This is a genomic window from Arenimonas composti TR7-09 = DSM 18010, assembly GCF_000426365.1.
Taxonomy (GTDB): Bacteria; Pseudomonadota; Gammaproteobacteria; order Xanthomonadales; family Xanthomonadaceae; genus Arenimonas; species Arenimonas composti.
Genome location: NZ_AUFF01000001.1, coordinates 597,373 through 617,089, shown reverse-complemented (window position 1 = coordinate 617,089; position 19,717 = coordinate 597,373). Strand labels below are relative to the sequence as shown.

Here is a 19,717-nt window from a genome sequence, read left to right as displayed (position 1 = left end):
CGTCACAGCCCGGACAGCCCGCCCATGTGCCGGCGGTAGTAGGCCAGCTCCTTGACCGACTCGCGGATGTCGGACAGCGCGGTATGCGCGCCGACCTTGTTCACGCCCGCGAGCACCGACGGCGCCCAGCGCCGCGCCAGTTCCTTCAGCGTCGACACGTCGAGGTTGCGGTAGTGGAAGAACTGCTCGAGCCGCGGCATGTGCCGCACCAGGAAGCGGCGGTCCTGGCAGATCGAGTTGCCGCAGATCGGCGACTTGCCGGCCGGCACCCATTCGCGCAGGAAGGCCAGCGTCTGTTCCTCGGCGGCGGCCATGTCGACCGTGCTGGCGAGCACCCGTTCCCACAGGCCGGAATGGCTGTGCGTGCGGCGGTTCCAGTCGTCCATCGCTTCGAGCCGTGCCAGCGGGTGGCGGATCGCCAGCTCCGGACCCTCGGCCAGGATGTTCAGCTGGCTGTCGGTGACCAGCGTGGCGATCTCCAGGACCGAGTCGACGTCCGGATCGAGGCCGGTCATCTCGAGGTCGATCCAGATCAGGTTCTGCTCGTTGGCGGCCATGCGCGCGGCTGTTCGCGGGAAGGTGGCGGCATCATACTTCAGCGCCCGCGCCCCACCCCGCCGCCCGTCCCCCGCATGAATCCGCTGGAAGCCCTCGACCACTACCGGATCCTGACCTCGCTGCTGGCGCCGGCCCTGCTGATGGCGGCGACCGGCTCGCTGCTGGTGTCGGCGAATGCGCGCCTGGCCCGGGTCGTCGACCGCCTGCGCTCGATCATCGCCCAGCCGGTGCCGGAGAACCCGCAGCTGCGGTCCGAGGTCGAAGACCAGATCCGCCGCCATCGCCGCCGCGCCCACCTGGTGCTGCGCGCCTGCCTGATGCTCTACCTCGCGCTCGGCGCCTTCGTCGGCACCAGCCTGATGCTGGCGATCGACGCGCTGACCGGCTTCCGCGTGTTCTACCTGCCGACCGGGCTGGCGATCGTCGGCGTCGTCTGCCTGCTGGGCGCCAGCCTGAGCCTGGGCGCCGAGGTCAGCCTGTCGGTGCGCAGTTTCGACCTGGAACTCGACAACGAGTTCAAGCGCCGGCAGCGCTGAACGGGCTCACGCGTCGGGCTTGCCGTCGCCGTCGCGATCGCGTCCACGGCGACGCAGGTCGGTGTGCGGGGTCGCCGGTTCCGCCGGTGGCAGCTGCGTCTGGGTCTGGCCGTGACGGGTCAGCCGGTCGTAGGCCTGGTCGCGGGTCTGATGGCGGGTCTGCGCGGCGAGCTGGGCGCGCAGGATCGCGCGGGCGTGGCTTTCGCAGTCGGGCGCCGGTTCGGCGGCGAGGGCGAGCAGGCGGTCCCGCAGGTCCTCCGCCATCGTCACCAGGTTGTTGCGATGGCCGCGTTCGTGCGCGTGCATGCCTTCGTCGACCTTCGCCCACCGCTCGCGGACGTCGGCGCGGGCATTCTCCGGCGGTGCCCAGCGCGGGATGCGGGTGGTGATCGTGATGCCGACCGCGACGTTCTCGAGCCGGCAGCCGCCGCGTTCCAGCGGCGTCAGCTTGTAGCCCAGCGAGAGCGCGCCTTCGGTATTGAACTCGGGCTTGGGCCGGCCGTCGGGCATCGGCTCGCTGCCCTGGATCAGGGCGACCGCGTGTTCGAGGGTTCGCGCCGGCAGCGGCACGTATTCGACCGATTCGGTGACGGTGACCGGCGTTCGCGGCGGGTCGCCCTCGTTCGCGTGGCTTCCCGCGGCACCGGCCAAGGACAGCAGTGTCACCACCAGTGCCCTGCCGTGTGTCCCGGATCGCATCGCCTCACTCCCTGGTTTCGGACCGGCCCCGCTTGCGGCGGAAGTACGCGGTGAGCCGGCGACCGCATTCGTCACCCAGCACGCCTCCCTCTACCGCGACCCGGTGATTGTGGCGCGGATCGGCGAGCAGGTCGAACACGCTGCCGGCGGCGCCGGTCTTGGGATCGCGCGCGCCGAAGACGACGCGGGCGATCCGCGCGTGCACGATCGCCATCGCGCACATCGCGCACGGTTCGAGCGTGACGTAGAGCGTGCAGCCGGTCAGCCGGTGGTTGCCGAGCGCAGCGCCGGCGCGGCGCAGCGCGACGATCTCGGCATGCGCGCTCGGATCGTGCTCGGCGATGTTGCGGTTCCAGCCCTCGGCGAGCAGCGCGCCGTCCGGCCCCAGCACGAGCGCACCCACCGGAATCTCGTCGTCCTCACGCTCGGCGCGGTCGGCGAGGTCCAGGGCGTGGCGCATCCAGTGGGTGTCGTCGGGTTCGGGCATTGCGGTTGCTCGTGCTGGATCGGAACGCACGTTCGTGGTTCGTGGTTCGTGGTTCGTACGAGGTACGAGGTACGAGGTAGTGGAGCGCGCGCGCTTCGCGCGAGGAGGCGGTGCGTGCAGCCCTACCTCCTACCTCCTACCTCCTGCCATCTCATTCCCACTCGATCGTCGCCGGCGGCTTGCCGGAGATGTCGTAGACGACGCGGGAGACGCCACGCAGTTCGTTGATGATGCGGTTGGAGACCGTGCCCAGCAGCTCGTACGGAAGATGCGCCCAGTGCGCGGTCATGAAGTCGACCGTCTCGACCGCGCGCAGCGCGATCACCCATTCGTAGGCCCGCGCGTCGCCGACGACGCCGACCGACTTCACCGGCAGGAAGACCGCGAAGGCCTGGCTGGTCCTGTCGTACCAGCCGGACCGGCGCAGCTCGTCGATGAAGATCGCATCGGCCCGCGCCAGCAGTTCGGCGTATTCGGCCTTCACTTCGCCGAGGATGCGCACGCCCAGGCCCGGGCCCGGGAACGGGTGCCGGTAGACCATCTCGCGCGGCAGGCCGAGGGCGACGCCGATGCGCCGCACCTCGTCCTTGAACAGCTCGCGCAGCGGCTCGACCAGGCCGAGCTTCATGTGCTCCGGCAGGCCGCCGACGTTGTGGTGACTCTTGATCACGTGCGCCTTGCCGGTCTTGCTGCCTGCCGACTCGATCACGTCCGGATAGATCGTGCCCTGCGCCAGCCACTTCACGTTGCGCAGCTTCGCCGCCTCCTCCTCGAAGATCTCGACGAACAGGCGGCCGATGATCTTGCGCTTGGCCTCCGGCTCGTCGACGCCCTTCAGCGCTGCGAAATAACGCTCGGCGGCATCGACGCGGATGACGCGCACGCCCATGTGCTCGGCGAACATCGCCATCACCTGGTCGCCTTCCTGCCAGCGCAGCAGGCCGGTGTCGACGAACACACAGGTCAGGCGCTCGCCGATCGCCCGGTGCAGCAGCGCCGCGACCACCGAGGAATCGACGCCGCCGGACAGGCCCAGCAGCACCTCGTCGTCGCCGACCTGCTCGCGCACCCGGGCGATCTGGTCGTCGATGATGTTGGCCGGCGTCCACAGCGTGCGGCAGCCGCAGAGGTCGACGGCGAAGCGGCGCAGCAGCTGCTCGCCCGACTTCGTGTGCGTGACCTCGGGATGGAACTGCACGCCGTACCAGCGGCGGGCGTCGTCGGCCATCGCGACGATCGCCACGCTGGCGGTGCGGGCGGTGGCGCGGAAACCCTCCGGCAGCGCGGTGACGCGGTCGCCGTGGCTCATCCACACGTCCAGCCGCGGCGGGCTGCCGGCGTGATCCTTCAGTTCGTCGAGCAGGCCGCACTGCGCGACCACCTCGACCTCGGCGTAACCGAACTCGCGGTGGTGGCCGCCCTCGACCCTGCCGCCGAGCTGCGCCGCCATCGTCTGCATGCCGTAGCAGATGCCGAGGATCGGCACGCCGGCGTCGAACACCTGCTGCGGGGCCCGCGGCGAACCGGCTTCGGTCGTCGACTCGGGCCCGCCGGACAGGATGATGCCTTTCGCGCCCCAGGCGGCGATCTCGGCCGGGTCATGGTCCCAGGCCCAGATCTCGCAATAGACCCCGAGCTCGCGGATGCGGCGGGCGATCAGCTGCGTGTACTGCGCGCCGAAGTCGAGGATGAGGATCTTGTCGGAATGGATGTCGGCGGTCATGGGAAATGAGGTTGGAGAAATGAAAAACGAAGAAGGCGGCCAGTCGTCATCGGAAAGAGTCGAAATCGAGTCGTGCCTTCATTTCTCATTTCTGCGCTTCTCGATCATTTCTTCGCCGCTCGATCATTTCTTCGCGCCGGCTTCAGCCGGCGCGATAGTTCGGGGGTTCCTTGGTGATCTGCACGTCGTGCACGTGCGCCTCGCGGGTGCCGGCGTTGGTGACGCGCACGAAACTCGGACGGGTGCGCATCTCGTCGATCGTCGCGCAGCCGACGTAACCCATCGAGGCACGCACGCCGCCGGCGAGCTGGTGGACGATGCCGCGCACGGAGCCGCGGTACGGCACGCGGCCCTCGATGCCTTCCGGTACCAGCTTGTCGGCGTCGGACGCGTCCTGGAAATAACGGTCCTTGCTGCCCTGCTCCATCGCGCCCACCGAGCCCATGCCGCGGTAGCTCTTGTAACTGCGGCCCTGGAACAATTCGGTCTCGCCGGGGCTCTCCTCGGTACCGGCGAACAGGCCGCCGATCATGATCGCGCTGGCGCCGGCGACCAGCGCCTTGGCGATGTCGCCCGAGTAACGGATGCCGCCGTCGGCGATCAGCGGGATGCGGTCCTGCAGCGCCTCGGCGACCATGCCGATCGCGGTGATCTGCGGCACGCCGACGCCGGCGACGATGCGGGTGGTGCAGATCGAGCCGGGACCGACGCCGACCTTCACCGCATCGGCGCCGGCATCCATCAGCGCGAGCGCGGCGTCGCCGGTGACGATGTTGCCGCCGATCACCTGCAGCTTCGGATACGTCTTCTTGACCCAGGCGACGCGCTCGATCACGCCCTGCGAGTGGCCGTGCGCGGTGTCGACGACGACCACGTCGACGCCGGCCGCCGCCAGCGCCTCGATGCGCGCCTCGGTGTCGCCGCCGACGCCGACCGCGGCGCCGACCAGCAGCTGCTCGTCGACGTCCTTGGCGGCGTTCGGGTTGTCGCGCGCCTTCTGGATGTCCTTGACGGTGATCAGGCCGCGCAGCGCGAAGCCGTCGTCGACCACGAGCACCTTCTCGATGCGGTGCTTGTGCATCAGCTGCAGGACTTCGTCGTCGCTGGCGCCCTCGCGCACCGTGACCAGCTTCTCCTTGCGGGTCATGATGTTCTTGACCGGGTCGTCGAGCTTCTTCTCGAAGCGCATGTCGCGGCTGGTGACGATGCCGACGAGCTGGCCGCCGTCGACCACCGGCACGCCGGAGATGTTGCGGGCGCGGGTCAGGCGCAGGACTTCGCCGATCGTCGTCTGCGGACCGACGGTGAACGGTTCGCGGATCACGCCGGCCTCGAAGTTCTTGACCTGCTGGACTTCGGCGGCCTGCCGCTCGACGCTCATGTTCTTGTGGATGATGCCGATGCCGCCGAGCTGGGCCATCGCGATCGCGAGGCGGGCTTCGGTCACCGTGTCCATCGCCGCGGAGACGATCGGCAGGTTCAGGCGGATGCCGCGGGTGAGCCGGGTGGACAGGCTGACGTCCTTCGGCAGGACGGTCGAGTGGGCGGGGACGAGGGAGACGTCGTCGAACGTCAGCGCTTCGGCCTGGATGCGCAGCATGGGCGGCTCCGGGTGCGGGGAAGCGCGCCATTATAAAGGGGTCGGAGCCCTTTTCCCCTTGCGAACTTTCCGATCGGAATGCGAGTCGGCGGGAAAAGGGCTCTGACCCCGGTTGTTCCCGACCCAGCGTATACAACCGGGGTCGGAGCCCTCTCCGGCTCGCGATTCGACTTCGTGCTCAGCCCGGGAGGGATCCGACCCCGAGAGAAAGCGCCGGCCACCAGGTGATCAGCAGCACGCACAGTCCCACCAGCAGGAAGAACGGCAGGCAGGCACGCACGAGGGTCGGCAGACCGATGCCGAAGCGGTAGGAGGCGATGAACAGGTCCATGCCCACCGGCGGAGTGAAATAGCCGATCTGCAGGTTGGCCAGCATCACGATGCCGAAATGCACCGGGTGCACGCCGTAGCCGACCGCGACAGGCAGCAGCAGCGGGGTCAGGATCACGATCGCCGAGAAGATGTCCATCAGCATGCCGGCGAACAGCAGCAGCACGTTGAGCGCCAGCAGGAAGGCCAGCGGCGAGTGGATCCATCCGCGGCTCAGTTCGAACAGGCGCGCCGGCACCTCCTGGTCCACGAGCCAGTTCGACATCGCCATCGCGAGGCCGAGGATCAGCAGCACCGCGCCGACCATGCGTCCGGCTTCCGCTATCACGGCGGGCAGCTTGCCGAGGGTGATTTCTTTTTTTATTCCGACGGTTACGACGAGAACATAAAGTGCCGTCACAGCCGCCGTCTCGCTGGCGGTGAACAGTCCGGAATAGATGCCTCCCAGCACCAGCACCGGCAGCGGCAGCTCCCAGCCGGCGTCGCGCAAGGCGGCCCGCAGGTCCCCCTTCCCGGTCTTGCGCACCGGCCGCGGCAGCCGCCGCCCGACCCACATCGCATGCCCGGACAGGACCGCGACCATCAGCAGGCCGGGCACGATGCCGGCCAGGAACAGCGCCTCGATCGTCACCGGTTGCTCGGTCTGCAGCTGGCCGGCGACGAAGCCGTAGAGGATCAGCGGCAGCGACGGCGCGAACAGCAGGCCGAGGCTGCCCGAGGAGGTGACCAGGCCGAGGCTGTAATTCTGCGGGTAGCCGGCCTCGCGCAGCGCCGGATAGAGCAGCGCGCCGATCGCCACGATCGTCATGCCGGAAGCGCCGGTGAAGGCGGTGAAGAAGGCGCAGGCCACCAGCGCGACGATCGCCAGCCCGCCCGGCAACCAGCCGAGCAGCGCTTCGGACAGGCGAACCAGCCGCCGCGGCGCCCCGCTTTCGCCGAGCACGTAGCCGGCCAGGGTGAACAGCGGGATCGCGACCAGGCCCGGCATGTCCGCGAGCCGGTAGAACTCGACCGCGACCACGATCAGGTCGTAGCCGGCCAGATGGAATCCGAGGATCGCCACCGCCGCCAGCACCGCGAACAAGGGCAGCCCACAGGCCGCCAGCAGCAGGATCAGCACGAGGCCGAGGATCAGGCCATCGTTCATCGGCCCGCCTCCGCGCCGCTTGCGGAGGCCACGTCGGGCTCGGGCGGCGGCAGCGTCGCCGCGATCGCGAAGCGCAGCGCCATCAGCGCGAATCCCGCCGGCACCGCCAGCATCGGCACCCAGCTCGGGATGCCGGCGACGAAGGGCACCGGCGCCTCGCGCTCCAGCAGCACCATCCCGAGCCCGAACCAGGCCAACGCCGCCGACACCGCCGCGGCCACGGCCTGCGCGACCACCCAGAGCAGCCGGCGCGGGCCGGCGGCGAGCAGCCGCGGCAGCGCGTCGACCGCGATCTGCCGGCGTTCACGGGTCGCGCCGAGCGCGCCGAACAGGGCCAGCCAGAGCACACCGGTGCGGCTGACCGGCTCGGCCCAGTCGAGGCCGGCGTCGAACAACACGCGCAGGCCGATCTGCGCCACCGCGAGCAGCAGCAACGCCGCCAGCAGGCCCGCGAGCAGCGCGTCCTCGGCGCGGTGCAGGCCCTGCAGCCAGCGCCGTCGCATCAGTTCGCCGCGGGCGCCGGCGTGCCGCGGGCGGCGCGGATCGCCGCCAGGATCGCCGGCGACAGGGAACCGTCGGCTTCCATGTCGCGCTGCACCTGCTCGCCGAAGCGGCGCCAGCGTGCGGCCTCGGCCGGATCCGGCGGACTCACCTGCAGGCCCTGGCGCTGCATCGCCGCCAGTGCGGCCTCGTCGTCGCGGCGGGCGTTGGCGTCCATGCGCGCGGCGGCCGCGGCGAAGGCGCGCGCCAACACCGCCTGGTCCCCGGCGGAGAGCCGCTCCCAGGCGCGCTGGTCGAGCACCAGGTAGGCGACGACATAAGTCAGCGGCAGGTCGACCATGTGCCGCACCTTGCCGTGCCACTGCAGGGCGACGGTGCCGGCGGGGGTGTTCGCGACGGTGTCGATCATCCCGGTCTGCAGGCTGGTGAACACGTCGCCGATCGGCAGCGGAATGGTGCCGACGCCGGCGATCTCGAACACCCGCCGGGCGATTTCGTCGTTGGTCGGGATCCACAGCTTCAGGCCGCGCCAGGCGGCGGCGTCGGCCATCGGCTTCGTGCCCAGGAAGTAGGCGAAACCGACGCCGGTGGCGCCGAGCATGTGGATGCCGCGCTCCTCGAAACCCGCGGCCAGCAGCGGATCGACGGATTCGCGCACGCGCGCGACCTCGTCCCAGCCGGAGAAGAGGAACGGCAGGCTGTAGGCCGGCGCGTCCGGATACACCAGCGACAGCTCGCTGCCGGTCAGCACCCCACCCTGCAACTGGCCCAGGCGCATCTTGCGCAGTACGACGGCGTCGGTGCCCATCACCCCGCCGGGATAGAACTTCACCTGCACGCGGCCGCCGGTGCCGGCCTCGACCTCGGCGGCGGCAACGCGCAGTTCGCGCATCCACGACGAGCCGTCGGGCGCGAGCGTGGCGATCTTGATCTGCGTCTGCGCCCAGGCGGGCATGGCCGCGGCCAGCAGCAGCAACAGGGCGAGGCATCGGCTCGGCAGGCGCATCGCAGGATCCTCAGAAATAGTCGTCGCCACTGGCGAGCAGCGTACGCGCCCGCTGCTGCGCGAGCACATTGGTCAGCGTGTAGCCGTCGGCATGCGGGTCGGCGGCCAGCACCTCGCGCAGCAGGCGATCGTGCAGCTCGCGGTCGAACACCAGGCGGGCGTAGTACTCCGCGAACAGCGTGCTCGCGTACAGGTTGCGGCCGCCGCTCTGGGCGATCGCCGCCTCGAAATGCGCCCGGCCGCGCTCCGGGCGGCCACCGACGGCTTCCGGGCGCAGCGAATCGAGCACGCCGAGGTAGACGCGGGCCATGCCGCGGGCGTGGCCCGGGTCGATCGCGACGACCCGCTCGAGCAGGGCCTGCACCTTCGGCAGGTCGGCGATCGCGCCCCAGTCGTCGCTGTTGGCCTGCAGCTGGCCGGCCCAGGCGGCGGCCAGCGCGTACATCGCCGGCGCCTGCGCGGGCGGCGCGTCGGCGACCGCCTGCGCGAAACCGTCGACGTCGCCGTCGATGCGTGCGCACAGCGTCGCCGCCGTCGTGCAGACGCCGCGGCGGGCGTAGGCGAAGGCCTTGCCGGCGAGCCGGCGGGCGCGTTCGCGGTCGTCGCCGGTGAAGTTGCCGGCATAGGCGCCGTTGAGTTCGGCGGCGGCGAACAGCAGGCCGCTGCGGCCGGCATCGTCGCCGTCGCCTTCGATCAGCATCGCGTCGAGCAGCAGCAGGTAGGCCGGCAACGCGTCGCGCACGGTCGCCGGGTCGTCGCTGGCGAGGATCACGGTGCCGAGCCGGCCGGCGAGGCGATCACCGGCGCGGCCGACCAGCGAGGCGCAGCCGGCGAGCAGCGCCGCCGCGGCCAGCAGCGCCGCCAAGCGCAGAAGCGGAGCCCGCAAGGCGCGGCGCGCCGGAACCGCGGCCAGCGGGCCGCGCTGCGGATCCGGGAGACGGTCAGCGCGCGTCGGGGCGCGCATCGAAGGCCTCCGCGGCCTCGATCGTGTTCTGCATCAGCGTCGCCACCGTCATCGGACCGACACCGCCGGGAACCGGGGTGATCCACGACGCCCGCTGCGCGGCCGCCGCGAAGCCGACGTCACCGACCAGGCGGCCGTCGTCGAGCCGGTTGATGCCGACGTCGATGACGACGGCCCCGGGCTTCACCCATTCACCGGGTACGAGGCCGGGACGGCCGACCGCGACGACGAGGATGTCGGCTTCGCCGACATGGCGCTCGAGTTCGGCCCGCGGCGTGAAGCGGTGGCAGGCGGTCACGGTGCAGCCGGCGATCATCAGTTCGAAGATCGTCGGCCGGCCGACGTGGTTGCTGACGCCGACCACCGTGGCACTGGCGCCGCGCACGGGACGGTCGGTCCAGCCCAGCAGCGTGGTGATGCCGCGCGAGGTGCACGGCCGCAGTCCGAACTGGCGCAGCGCGAGGTTGCCGACGTTCTGCGGGTGGAAGCCGTCGACGTCCTTGCGCGGGTCGATGCGGTGGATGAGGCAACTGGCGTCGCGCCCGCCCGGCAGCGGCAGCTGCAGCAGGATGCCGTGGATGTCCGGATCGGCATTGAGGCGGTCGATCAGCGCGGCGAGTTCGGCGTCGCCGGTGTCGGCCGGCAGGTCGTAGTCGACCGCGCGGATGCCGACCTTCGCGGCGGCGCGGCGCTTGTTCCGCACATACACCGCCGACGCGGGGTCGTCGCCGACCAGCACGACCGCCAGGCCCGGCGCCGACAGGCCGGCGGCGACGCGGGCGCGCACGCGTGCCGCGAGGTGGTCGAGCAGGGATTCGGCGATGCCTTTGCCGTCGAGCAGGCGTGCGGTCATGCTGCGATTATCCGCGAACCCTTCCCTTCCCCGCCAGCCATGAATCCGCTCCCGCAAGACACCACCGCCCTCGAAGCCGCCGCGTTCCGCCGCCTGCTCGCGCATCTGCGCCAGCGCAGCGACGTGCAGAACATCGACCTGATGATCCTCGCCGGCTTCTGCCGCAACTGCCTGGCGAACTGGCTGCAGGACGCCGCCGGAGAAGCCGGCACGCCGATCGACAGGGCCCTGGCCCGCGAATGGGTCTACGGCGAACCCTATGCGGACTGGCAGGCGAAGCACCAGCGCGAGGCGACGCCGGAACAGCTCGCCGCCTTCGCCGCCGCGCAGAAGGCGCACGGCTGAAAAGAAGCGCCCCGGACGGGCCGGGGCGAAGCGTCCACCTGACGGGATGCGGGCGCGCCCGGGGCGCCGGCCGGCGGCGCCTTCCGGGCTCAGGCGCGGCGCTTGCGAGCGCCGGCGGTGCGCGGAGCGGTGGCCTTGGCGCGCCTGGACGGCGCCGGCTTGCGCGGCGCCTCGGCGAGGCCGAGCTTGACCAGCACCGGCGAGAAGCGGGTCTCGAATTCCTTCCCGGCGAGCATGGCGAAGGCCTCGACCTGCGCGCGTACCGGCGCCAGCCGCTTCTGTGCCTGCGCCTGCAGGCGGGCGACGCGGACGCCGGCCTCGCGGGCGATGTCGTCGGCGCGGCCACGCAGGTCGGCGGCGTTGTCGCCGATCGCCTGCACGGTCGCCTTCGCCTTGCTGCGGCCCAGCGCGGCGGCGCCGAGGCCGGCGAGCAGCAGCGTGCGGGGATTCAGCGGGACCGCGACCGGCGCGGGCTTGCGGGACGGAGTACGGCGGGGCTTGCGGGACATGACGCACCTCCAGGGTTGGCCGATTGGCCTGACGCCAGCGAGTCTGTCGGCGCGCCTCAGAGCATTCACACTAGGGCGTGCTTGCGCGTCGCGCGGCGGCTGCGGGATGCTCGCCGCGAACAGGGAGAGGCGAGCATGGCCACGAAGAAGAAGTCCGCCTGGGCTAAGTTTCCGCACGACCAGAAGCCGTTCGAGTTCGCCGGCGACAAGCTGAAGAAGGCCTGGCCGGGCCTGCACGCCGGGGACTGCGAACCCTTCCCGGATGCGAAGCGGGCGGCCGCGCTGCTGAAGGCGGCCGGCAAGGCGGCACCGAAAGGAATCGATGCGGACGCGCTGGCGGAATCGCTGCAGGACGCCTGGCGCGCCTTCCACCGCGGCGACTTCCAGCAGGCCTTCGAGGCCGGCGCTGCGCTGGGCCCCGTGGGGGCCTCGGTCGCGACCCGGGCGATCGGCATCCACGCCACGTACTTGGTCGACGACGCGGACGAACAGCTGGCCCGCTACCAGCAGGCGGGCGAACTGGCGGAAGCCGCGGTCGCCGCCCTGCCCGGCGAGGCCAACAGCCACTATCGCCTGGCCTTCGCGCTCGGCCGCTACAGCCAGGGCATCAGCATCGCCAAGGCGCTCAAGCTCGGGCTGGCGACGAAGGTGCGCAAGGCCCTGGACCGGACCCTGGAGCTGGCACCGAAACACGCCGAAGCGCACACCGCGCTCGCCGTCTACCACGCCGAGATCATCGCCAAGGTCGGCGGCCTGATCGGCGGCATGACCTACGGCGCCAAGACGGCGGAAGCGGAGAAGCACATCGCGCAGGCGCTGAAGCTGACGCCCGCGTCGCCGATCGCGCATGTGGAGCAGGCCAACGTGCTGTTGCTGCTGCACGGCGACAAGCGCGAGGACGATGCCGCCGCCGCGTTCGAGAAAGCAGGCAGGCTCGAGCCGCGCGACGCGATGGAGAAACTCGACGCCGACTACGCGAAGGCGCAGCTCGAGTAAGGGCGCGCCTCAGCCGGCGGACTTGCCGCCGCCGAAGATCGCCCGCCAGGCCTCGGCGAAGGTTTCCTCGCGGAAATCGCGGAATTCGCCGGCGTCGAAATAGATGCCGTAGCAGACCGTGCAGGCCTCGTAGGCGATGTGCGGCTGACCGGCGACGACCATGGCGATCATCGGCTGGTCGCAGACCGGGCAGCGGATCCGGCGGGTGGCGTCATTGCTGCGGCCTTGCGCCACGTCGCCGGTGTCGATCGCTTCGGAGCCGGCGATCGCCTTCAGGTCCTCGTGTTCGAGCATGTCGAACCAGATGCCGTGGCAGCCGCTGCAGCGGTCGACCTCGACACCCTCGAACCGGACCTTCCCCATGTCGGCGCTGCACTTCGGGCACTTCATCGCGGCTCTCCCCTGTTCGCCGGGAAAGCATGCCGCGCCGACCCGGAAAAAGCGAAGGCCACCCGCGAGGGTGGCCTTCCGGAGGTGGTGGGCGGTACAGGGCTTGAACCTGTGACCCTCGCCGTGTGAAAGCGATGCTCTACCGCTGAGCTAACCGCCCGTAGAGGACGCGCAGTTTACGCGAGCGGGCTTCGGGCGGTCAATCGCAGGGCGGCGGGATCAGCGCATCTTGGTCGCGAGCATCGCCAGCGCCTCCGGCGGCGCGGTGAAACTGTCCGCGCGTGCCTTGTCCCAGAACACCCGGTAGACCGGATGTTCGGGCACGCCGCCCAGCAGCGCGCCCGGCGGTATGAACTTGTGCAGCGCCGCCAGCGAGCGGACCTCGGTCGACGACACCCGCCGCACGATGTGCTCGGGGCCGAGCTGCGACGGATGTTCCAGCCCGGCAGCCGCCAGCAGTTCCTTCAGCGCCAGCAATGTGTTGCGGTGGTAGTTGAAGACGCGCGTCGCCTTGTCTTCCGGGTCCAGCGCCGCCTGCCGGCTGCGGTCCTGGGTGGCGACGCCGGTCGGGCACTTGTCGGTATGGCAGCTCTGCGACTGGATGCAGCCCAGCGCGAACATGTAGCCGCGGGCGGCATTGCACCAGTCGGCACCGAGCGCCAGCGTGCGGGCGATGTCGAACGCGGTGATCACCTTGCCGGCCGCGGCCACCCGCACCCGCGAGCGCAGGTCGAGCCCGACCAGGGTGTTGTGCACCAGCATCAGCGCCTCGCGCATCGGCGCGCCGACGTGGTTGCTGAACTCGAGAGGCGCTGCGCCGGTGCCGCCTTCGCCGCCGTCGACGACGATGAAGTCGGGCACGATGCCGCTCTCGCGCATCGCCTTGGCGATCGCGAACCACTCCCAGGGGTGGCCGATCGCCAGCTTGAAGCCGGTCGGCTTGCCGCCCGAGAGCGTGCGCAGTTGCTCGACGAATTCGAGCAGGCCGATCGGCGTCGAGAAGGCCGAATGCGCCGCCGGCGAATGGCATTCGACCCCCGGCAGGATGCCGCGCGCCTCGGCGATTTCCGGCGACACCTTCGCCGCGGGCAGGATGCCGCCCTGCCCCGGCTTGGCGCCCTGGCTGAGCTTGATCTCGATCATCTTCACCTGCGGGTCGGCGGCGTTCGCGGCGAACTTGTCCGGGTCGAAACCGCCGTCGTCGCGGCGGCAGCCGAAGTAACCGGAGCCGAGCTCCCACACCAGGTCGCCGCCGTGCTCGCGGTGGTAGCGCGAGATCGAGCCCTCGCCGGTGTCGTGGTAGAAACCGCCGCGTTTCGCGCCGGCATTCAGTGCGCGCACCGCGTTCGCCGACAGCGAACCGAAGCTCATCGCCGAGATGTTGAAGACGCTGGCGTCGTAGGGCTGCGCGCGGCCTTCGCCGACGCGCACGCGGAAATCGTGCGAGCCGATCGTCGCCGGCCGCAGCGAATGGTTGATCCACTCGTAATCGTCGCCGTAGACGTCGATCTGGGTGCCGAAGGGGCGCTTGTCGAGCACGTCCTTCGCGCGCTGGTAGACGATCGCCCGCTGCGCCCGCGAGAACGGGTTCTCCTGCGTATCCGGCTCGATGAAGTACTGGCGGATCTCCGGGCCGATCGATTCCAGGCCGTAACGGAAATGCGCCAGCAGCGGGAAATTGCGCCGCAGGCTGTGCTTCTTCTGCATCAGGTCGACGATGCCGACCAGGGTCAGCGCCGCGAACACCGCCAGCACCCAGACCATGCCGGAGATCCAGATCGTCGCGATGCCGGCGAGCACGGTGAGCGCGACGACGGTGATGAATGCCGCATAGCGCGACGGCAGTACCAGGCTCATGCCTTCCCCTCGTGCCGCTTCAGCGCGGCGTAGACCTTCCAGAAGCCGATCGCGACCACCGCGAGCGTCGCCAGCCGCAGCAAGCGGACCACGAGGATCAGCAGCTCGATGTCGACGCCCCCGTCGGTGGTGTTGGCCAGCGGGAACAGCAGCGGCGTCACCCACCCCGCCAGCGTGTCCAGCACCAGGCCGAAGGCGATCCACAGGAAGCCGGTGATCGCGCTCCGCTGCCAGGTCGCCAGCGCGATCAGCGCGACGCCGAGCTGCACGAGCCCGTAAAGGAATTCCATGAAACCCGACAACATCCGCTTCTCCCCGAAACGAGACGGCAGGCCGCGTCTGGTGCCCGGGGCGGGGATCGAACCCGCATGGCCGCGAGGCCGACGGATTTTAAGTCCGTTGCGTCTACCGGTTTCGCCACCCGGGCGGGCCGCGACGGTGTACGCGCAGAGTGTGCCATGCCGCCGTGGTCGAAGCTGCGCGCGCGCCGGACGCGCAATGAAAACGCCCCGGGCATTCCTGCCCGGGGCGTCGTTTCATATGGAGGCCGAGGTCGGAATTGAACCGGCGTACGCGGATTTGCAGTCCGCTGCATAACCACTCTGCCACCCGGCCTGGGTGTGCGGACTCTGCATCCGCGCGGGTCGCAGCTTAGCCTGCCGGGACCCGAAAAAACAAAACCCCGCGAACGGGGTTTTGGCGAAAATGGAGCGGGAAACGAGACTCGAACTCGCGACCCCGACCTTGGCAAGGTCGTGCTCTACCAACTGAGCTATTCCCGCGGAAGAGACGCATATTTTGGGGAAGGCCCCCGAGTGTGTCAAGCCTTCTTTCACTAATTTTTTCTCAGCCCTTCTGTCGCATCGCCGGCCACGCCGCACGCAGGTAGTCCCAGCCCGACCACAGCGTCAGCGCCGCCGCGATCGCGAGCAGCCATTCGCCGATGCGGAATACCGGCAGCCCGAACAGGTCTTCGTAGAACAGCAGGCAGCTGATCGCGACCATCTGCACGATCGTCTTCAGCTTGCCGAGCGCGGCGACCTTGACCAGGCCGTGCGCGCCGACCTGCGCCATCCATTCGCGCAGCGCCGAGATCGTGATCTCGCGGCCGATGATGATCGCGCTCAGCAGGGCCATCCACGGCGTGTCGTGGCGCTCGACGACCAGCAGCAGCGCGAAGGCCACCATCAGCTTGTCGGCCACCGGGTCGAGGAAGGCGCCGAAGGCCGAGTACATGCCGTAGCGCCGCGCCACCCAGCCGTCGAGCCAGTCGGTGAGCGCGGCGAGCACGAATACCGCCGCGGCCGCCAGGTTGGTCCATCGCCCCTCGAGGTAGAAGACGACCACCAGTACCGGAATCAGCAGGATCCGGAACAGCGTCAGCAGGGTCGGGATCGTCAGGGTCACGGCGTCTCCGTGCGGGGGGGCTGGGGAGATTGTGGCGCAAGCCCGTGCAAAGCGGCGTGGATCCGTTGCGCGAGCGCCGCATTGACGCCCTCGACCCGGGCGATCTCTTCCGGGCCGGCGTTGCGCAGCCCGGCGAGGCCGCCGAAATGTTTCAGCAGCGCCGCACGCCGGCGCGGGCCGATGCCGGGGATGTCCTCGAGGCGGCTGGTCTCGCGCAGTTTCTGCCGCTTGCCGCGGTGACCGGTGATCGCGAACCGGTGCGCCTCGTCGCGTACCTGTTGCACGAGCTGCAGGCCCGGCGATGCCGCGCCGGGGCGGATTTCGCGGCCGTCGGGGAAGACCAGAGCCTCGGCGCCGGCCTTGCGTTCGGGACCCTTGGCGACACCGATCATCGCCACACCCTCGACACCGAGTTCGGCCAGCACCGCCCTCGCCTGCGCGAGCTGGCCGGCGCCACCGTCGATCAGCAGCAGGTCGGGCAGCACACCCTCGGCGACGCCGCGGCGGAAGCGGCGTTCGAGCGCCTGGTGCATCGCCGCGTAGTCGTCGCCCGGCTCGATGCCGGCGATGTTGTAGCGCCGGTACTGGCCACGTACCGGGCCTTCGGCGTCGAACACCACGCAGGAGGCCACGGTCGCCTCGCCCATCGTGTGGCTGATGTCGAAGCACTCGATGCGCTGCGGCGGTGCCGGCAGTTCCAGCAGCTCCTGCAGCGAGAGCAGGCGCGCCTTCTGGCTGGCGCTGGAACCGATCTCGGTGGCCAGCGCCAGCGCCGCGTTCTGTTTCGCCAGTTCGAGGAAGCGCGCACGCTCGCCGCGCACCGAGGGTTTGAGCTCGACCTTGCGCCCGGCCTGTTCGCCCAGCACCTGTTCGAGCAGCTCGCGGTCGGCGACCGGATGGCTGAGCACGATCTCGCGCGGCGGTCGCTGATCGAGGTAGTACTGGGCGACGAAGGCGGCGAGCACCTCCTCCGCGGCCTCCTCGCCATTGGTCTTCGGGAAGAAGCTGCGGGTGCCCTGGTTGAAGCCGCCGCGGAAGGCCATCAGCAGCACGCAGGCCTGTCCCTGCTCGACCACGCAGGCCAGCACGTCCATCTCCACCTGCTCGCCCTCGACGTACTGCCGCGCCTGCACCTTGCGGATGCCGGCGATCTGGTCGCGCAGCACCGCCGCCTGCTCGAAGTCGAGCCGGTGCGCGGCCTCGTCCATCGCCGCCTGCATGTCGCGCACCAGTTCCTCGCCGCGGCCCTCGAGGAACAGCGCGGCTCGCCGCACCGTCGCGTCGTATTCGCGGGTCGCGACGAGGCCGACGCAGGGGGCGCTGCAACGGCCGATCTGGTGCTGCAGGCAGGGCCGGCTGCGGTTGCGGAAAACGCTGTCCTCGCAACTGCGCAGGCGGAACAGCTTGAACATCAGGTCCATCGTCTCGCGCACCGCGCCGGCACCCGGGTAGGGCCCGAAGTAGCGCCCCGGCGTCGAGCGCGGGCCGCGGTGGAAGGCCAGCCGCGGCCAGGTCTCGTCGGTCAGCAGCACGAAGGGATAGCTCTTGTCGTCGCGCAGCAGCACGTTGTAGCGCGGCCGCAGCGACTTGATCAGCTGGTTCTCGAGGATCAGCGCCTCGCCGGCGGTGCGGGTGACGGTGATCTCGATCGCGGCGATCTGCCGCACCATGTGGGCGATCCGCCGCGAGGGCTGTTCCTTCAGGAAATAACTGCCGACGCGCTTGCGCAGCGAGGCCGCCTTGCCGACGTAGAGCACGCTGCCGTCGGCGGCGAGCATCCGGTAGACGCCGGGCGCGAGGGTCAGTTCGCGGACGAAGGCCTTGCCGTCGAACGCCGGGGTCGCGTCTTCGTCCGCGGTCATTCGCCGATCGGCAGGCGGGTGAGCTTGCCGGTGCCCAGATCGAGGCGCAGCACCTCGTGCGCGCCGGCGTCGGCGATCCACAACGAGCCGGCGCCGGCGGCCAGGGCCACCGGCTGCTGCAGCGGTTGCGCCAGCGAGTGCGTGCCCATGTCGCCGCCGCCGAGGCGGAGCTTGCGCAGGCTGCCGTTGTAGCTGTCGGCGACCCACAGCACCGGCGACGACGGATCCAGCGCGAGCCCCATCGGCAGCTGCAGGCGGGCATCGCGGCGCTGGCCGTCGGTGTCGCCGAAGTCGTAGAGCCCCTGCCCGACCAGGGTCTGCACCTGGCCCTGGGCGGTCTGGATCGCGCGCAGCGCGGAACTGGCCGAATCGACGACGTAGAGCGTCTGCTGCACCATCGCCAGCGCCACCGGATGCGCGAACAGCGCGCTGCGGGCATGGCCGTCGGCGATGCCGAGGTCGCCGGCGCCGGCCAGGCAGCGGAACTTCGCCTGCTGCAGGTCGTATTCCCAGATCTGGTTGGTGCCGGCCATCGCCAGGTACAGCCGGTCGAGGGTGCCCGCGACGTCGTACGGGGCGTTCAACGCGACCGCGGCGATGTCGGCGCCGCTGGCCTCGCGCGGCGACCCCGCGCGGCCGTTGCCGATGACCGTCTCCACCGCGCCGTCGAGCAGGCGGATGCGCCGCAGCGCGTGGTTGCCTGTGTCGGCGACATAGAGCTGTTCGCGCACCAGGCACAGGCCGCGCGGGGCGCGGAAGGCCGCTTCCTCGACGCCGTCGACGAGGTCGCCGTGGCCGGTGCCGAACTCGCGCAGCAGGCGCCCGGAGTGCGTGCACTCCAGGATGCGGTGATGACCGGTGTCGGCGACGTACAGGTGGTTCTCGCCCACCGCCAGGCCCGACGGGAACGCCAGTGGCAGCCGCGTCTCCGCGCCGCGCGGACGCGCGGCCGGCGCCGGAGCGAACGTGCCGCCCGCCTCCGCCACCAGGGCGGCGACGGCGGTATCGATCGCGGCGATGCGCTGGTCCCCGGCGAAGACCTCGCGCAGGCGGCCGCGCGGGTCCACCAGCGCGACGGTCGGCCACGACTGCACGCCGTAGTGCTGCCACGCGACCCAGTGCGGATCGTTGGCGACCGGGAAAGTGATGCCGAGGCGGTTGACCGCCTTCAGCACGCGCTGGGCGTCCTGTTCGGTGTCGAACCTGGGCTGGTGCAGGCCGACCAGCGACAGGGCCAGCGGATGCCGCGCCTGCAGGCGCACGAGATCGTCGATCAGGTTGTGGCAATACGGCGAGGCGGCATTCCAGAACACCAGCGCCAGCACGCGGCCGCGGTGGCCGCCGATGGTCTGCGGTTCGGCGTTCAGCCAGGTCAGGCCAGGGAGGAGTTCGGGAGCGGCAGTGGCGGCCTGGTTCATTCGGGGGCTTCCTGCGCGTGCCGGACCTCGCGGTCCGGACTGGGGGATGCCGGCATTATGACCGCGCTGCCGATTTGCGCAGCAAGCCCGTCGCCACGGCCTGCGCGAGCCGGCAGACGGCGTCGAAATCGGCGTCGGTGCCGGTGTACGGATCCGGCACTTCCGCCCCCGGCGTGTCGCAGCCCCACGCCAGCGCCAGTGCCACGCGCGCGCGGGCATCGGCCGGCGCGTGTCGCTGCAGCCAGTCCAGGTTGGCGCGGTCGGCCGCGAGGATCAGGTCGAAGCGGGCGAAATCATCGCCGCGCACCGTGCGGGCGCGCAGGTCGGCGATGTCGATGCCATGGCGGCGGGCCGCGGCGATCGCCCGCGGGTCCGGCGGCTGGCCGATGTGCCAGTCGCCGGTACCGGCCGAGTCGAAGACGAGCTCGCGCCGGCTGGCGCCCTCGGCGACATGTCGCGCCCAGCCCTCGAGCAGCGGTGATCGGCAGATGTTTCCGAGACAGACGAACAAGATATTCAATGACTTGGA

At 70.5% G+C, this 19,717-nt stretch carries 21 protein-coding genes and 4 tRNA genes; 3 read left to right on the top strand and 22 right to left on the bottom strand.

Translation table 11 applies throughout. The annotated features are described in order from the left end of the window. Window positions 1-2 precede the first annotated feature (2 nt). The gene (gene orn / locus K311_RS0102840; protein WP_026816067.1) at window positions 3-557 is read right to left on the bottom strand and encodes an oligoribonuclease; all 555 of its coding nucleotides are present in this window, start codon (window positions 555-557) and stop codon (window positions 3-5) included. A gap of 75 nt (window positions 558-632) precedes the next feature. Between orn and K311_RS0102835 the strand changes: the two genes are divergently transcribed. Beyond that, a complete protein-coding gene (locus K311_RS0102835) occupies window positions 633-1,094 on the top strand; it encodes a DUF2721 domain-containing protein (RefSeq protein ID WP_051239403.1) in 462 nt (153 codons plus the stop codon). Window positions 1,095-1,100: 6 nt separating this feature from the next. Here the strand turns inward: K311_RS0102835 and K311_RS14970 are convergent, their stop codons facing one another. The 9 genes from K311_RS14970 to folD all read right to left on the bottom strand — a co-directional run bounded on the left by K311_RS14970 (window position 1,101) and on the right by folD (window position 10,404). Next, on the bottom strand, window positions 1,101-1,760 hold the full coding sequence (locus tag K311_RS14970; protein ID WP_161627287.1) for a DUF922 domain-containing protein: 660 nt from the start codon (window positions 1,758-1,760) through the stop codon (window positions 1,101-1,103). Between the two features lie 37 nt (window positions 1,761-1,797). Then, on the bottom strand, window positions 1,798-2,280 hold the full coding sequence (gene tadA, locus K311_RS0102825) for a tRNA adenosine(34) deaminase TadA (protein ID WP_026816065.1): 483 nt from the start codon (window positions 2,278-2,280) through the stop codon (window positions 1,798-1,800). A 151-nt stretch (window positions 2,281-2,431) separates the two neighbouring features. Further along, window positions 2,432-4,003 carry a glutamine-hydrolyzing GMP synthase gene (guaA, locus tag K311_RS0102820; RefSeq protein WP_026816064.1) on the bottom strand — a complete coding sequence of 524 codons (1,572 nt, stop codon included), beginning with the start codon at window positions 4,001-4,003 and terminating at the stop codon, window positions 2,432-2,434. A gap of 142 nt (window positions 4,004-4,145) precedes the next feature. Beyond that, a complete protein-coding gene (guaB, locus tag K311_RS0102815; protein WP_026816063.1) occupies window positions 4,146-5,603 on the bottom strand; it encodes an IMP dehydrogenase in 1,458 nt (485 codons plus the stop codon). Window positions 5,604-5,781: 178 nt separating this feature from the next. Further along, window positions 5,782-7,080: a TRAP transporter large permease gene (locus K311_RS0102810; RefSeq protein ID WP_043798444.1), complete on the bottom strand. Its 1,299-nt coding sequence runs from the start codon at window positions 7,078-7,080 to the stop codon at window positions 5,782-5,784. Next, entirely contained in the window at window positions 7,077-7,583 is a 507-nt protein-coding gene (locus K311_RS14965; RefSeq protein ID WP_051239402.1) for a TRAP transporter small permease, read from the bottom strand. Before K311_RS14965 ends, K311_RS0102810 begins: the two co-directional genes overlap by 4 nt. Next, the gene (gene dctP / locus K311_RS14960) at window positions 7,583-8,587 is read right to left on the bottom strand and encodes a TRAP transporter substrate-binding protein DctP (RefSeq protein WP_051239401.1); all 1,005 of its coding nucleotides are present in this window, start codon (window positions 8,585-8,587) and stop codon (window positions 7,583-7,585) included. Before dctP ends, K311_RS14965 begins: the two co-directional genes overlap by 1 nt. Before the next feature lie 10 nt (window positions 8,588-8,597). After that, window positions 8,598-9,452, bottom strand: coding sequence for a TRAP transporter TatT component family protein (locus K311_RS0102795; RefSeq protein WP_026816061.1), 855 nt, complete (start codon window positions 9,450-9,452; stop codon window positions 8,598-8,600). A gap of 76 nt (window positions 9,453-9,528) precedes the next feature. Then, on the bottom strand, window positions 9,529-10,404 hold the full coding sequence (gene folD, locus K311_RS0102790) for a bifunctional methylenetetrahydrofolate dehydrogenase/methenyltetrahydrofolate cyclohydrolase FolD (protein WP_026816060.1): 876 nt from the start codon (window positions 10,402-10,404) through the stop codon (window positions 9,529-9,531). Window positions 10,405-10,443: 39 nt separating this feature from the next. On the opposite strand from folD, the gene K311_RS0102785 reads away from it, so the two are divergent. After that, entirely contained in the window at window positions 10,444-10,749 is a 306-nt protein-coding gene (locus K311_RS0102785) for a DUF1244 domain-containing protein (RefSeq protein WP_026816059.1), read from the top strand. A gap of 89 nt (window positions 10,750-10,838) precedes the next feature. Here K311_RS0102785 and K311_RS0102780 read toward each other — a convergent pair whose 3' ends face one another. Beyond that, the gene (locus K311_RS0102780) at window positions 10,839-11,258 is read right to left on the bottom strand and encodes a hypothetical protein (protein ID WP_026816058.1); all 420 of its coding nucleotides are present in this window, start codon (window positions 11,256-11,258) and stop codon (window positions 10,839-10,841) included. Window positions 11,259-11,393: 135 nt separating this feature from the next. Between K311_RS0102780 and K311_RS0102775 the strand changes: the two genes are divergently transcribed. Then, window positions 11,394-12,254 (top strand): tetratricopeptide repeat protein, encoded by an 861-nt coding sequence (locus K311_RS0102775; protein WP_026816057.1) that lies wholly within the window; start codon window positions 11,394-11,396, stop codon window positions 12,252-12,254. Window positions 12,255-12,263: 9 nt separating this feature from the next. Here K311_RS0102775 and K311_RS14955 read toward each other — a convergent pair whose 3' ends face one another. From K311_RS14955 to K311_RS0102720, 11 genes are all read right to left on the bottom strand, one after another. Continuing rightward, complete coding sequence (locus K311_RS14955; protein WP_043798441.1) at window positions 12,264-12,644, bottom strand: zf-TFIIB domain-containing protein; 381 nt, start codon at window positions 12,642-12,644, stop codon at window positions 12,264-12,266. An 85-nt stretch (window positions 12,645-12,729) separates the two neighbouring features. After that, a tRNA-Val gene (locus K311_RS0102765) sits at window positions 12,730-12,804 on the bottom strand. A gap of 59 nt (window positions 12,805-12,863) precedes the next feature. Continuing rightward, entirely contained in the window at window positions 12,864-14,501 is a 1,638-nt protein-coding gene (locus K311_RS0102760; RefSeq protein ID WP_026816056.1) for an FMN-binding glutamate synthase family protein, read from the bottom strand. Continuing rightward, window positions 14,498-14,806 (bottom strand): hypothetical protein, encoded by a 309-nt coding sequence (locus tag K311_RS0102755; protein WP_154659425.1) that lies wholly within the window; start codon window positions 14,804-14,806, stop codon window positions 14,498-14,500. The genes K311_RS0102760 and K311_RS0102755 overlap by 4 nt, the downstream gene beginning before the upstream one ends. Window positions 14,807-14,841: 35 nt before the next feature. Then, window positions 14,842-14,928 (bottom strand) — tRNA-Leu (locus K311_RS0102750). A 114-nt stretch (window positions 14,929-15,042) separates the two neighbouring features. Beyond that, window positions 15,043-15,116 (bottom strand) — tRNA-Cys (locus K311_RS0102745). 91 nt (window positions 15,117-15,207) lie between these two features. Then, window positions 15,208-15,283 (bottom strand) — tRNA-Gly (locus K311_RS0102740). A gap of 64 nt (window positions 15,284-15,347) precedes the next feature. After that, window positions 15,348-15,908, bottom strand: a complete 561-nt coding sequence (pgsA, locus tag K311_RS14950) for a CDP-diacylglycerol--glycerol-3-phosphate 3-phosphatidyltransferase (protein ID WP_043798438.1) — start codon at window positions 15,906-15,908, stop codon at window positions 15,348-15,350. Then, window positions 15,905-17,770 (bottom strand): excinuclease ABC subunit UvrC, encoded by a 1,866-nt coding sequence (gene uvrC, locus K311_RS0102730; RefSeq protein ID WP_026816054.1) that lies wholly within the window; start codon window positions 17,768-17,770, stop codon window positions 15,905-15,907. The genes pgsA and uvrC overlap by 4 nt, the downstream gene beginning before the upstream one ends. Beyond that, window positions 17,767-19,188 carry a redoxin family protein gene (locus K311_RS0102725; RefSeq protein ID WP_026816053.1) on the bottom strand — a complete coding sequence of 474 codons (1,422 nt, stop codon included), beginning with the start codon at window positions 19,186-19,188 and terminating at the stop codon, window positions 17,767-17,769. Before K311_RS0102725 ends, uvrC begins: the two co-directional genes overlap by 4 nt. A gap of 55 nt (window positions 19,189-19,243) precedes the next feature. Continuing rightward, the gene (locus K311_RS0102720) at window positions 19,244-19,708 is read right to left on the bottom strand and encodes a low molecular weight protein-tyrosine-phosphatase (protein WP_026816052.1); all 465 of its coding nucleotides are present in this window, start codon (window positions 19,706-19,708) and stop codon (window positions 19,244-19,246) included. Window positions 19,709-19,717 lie beyond the last annotated feature (9 nt).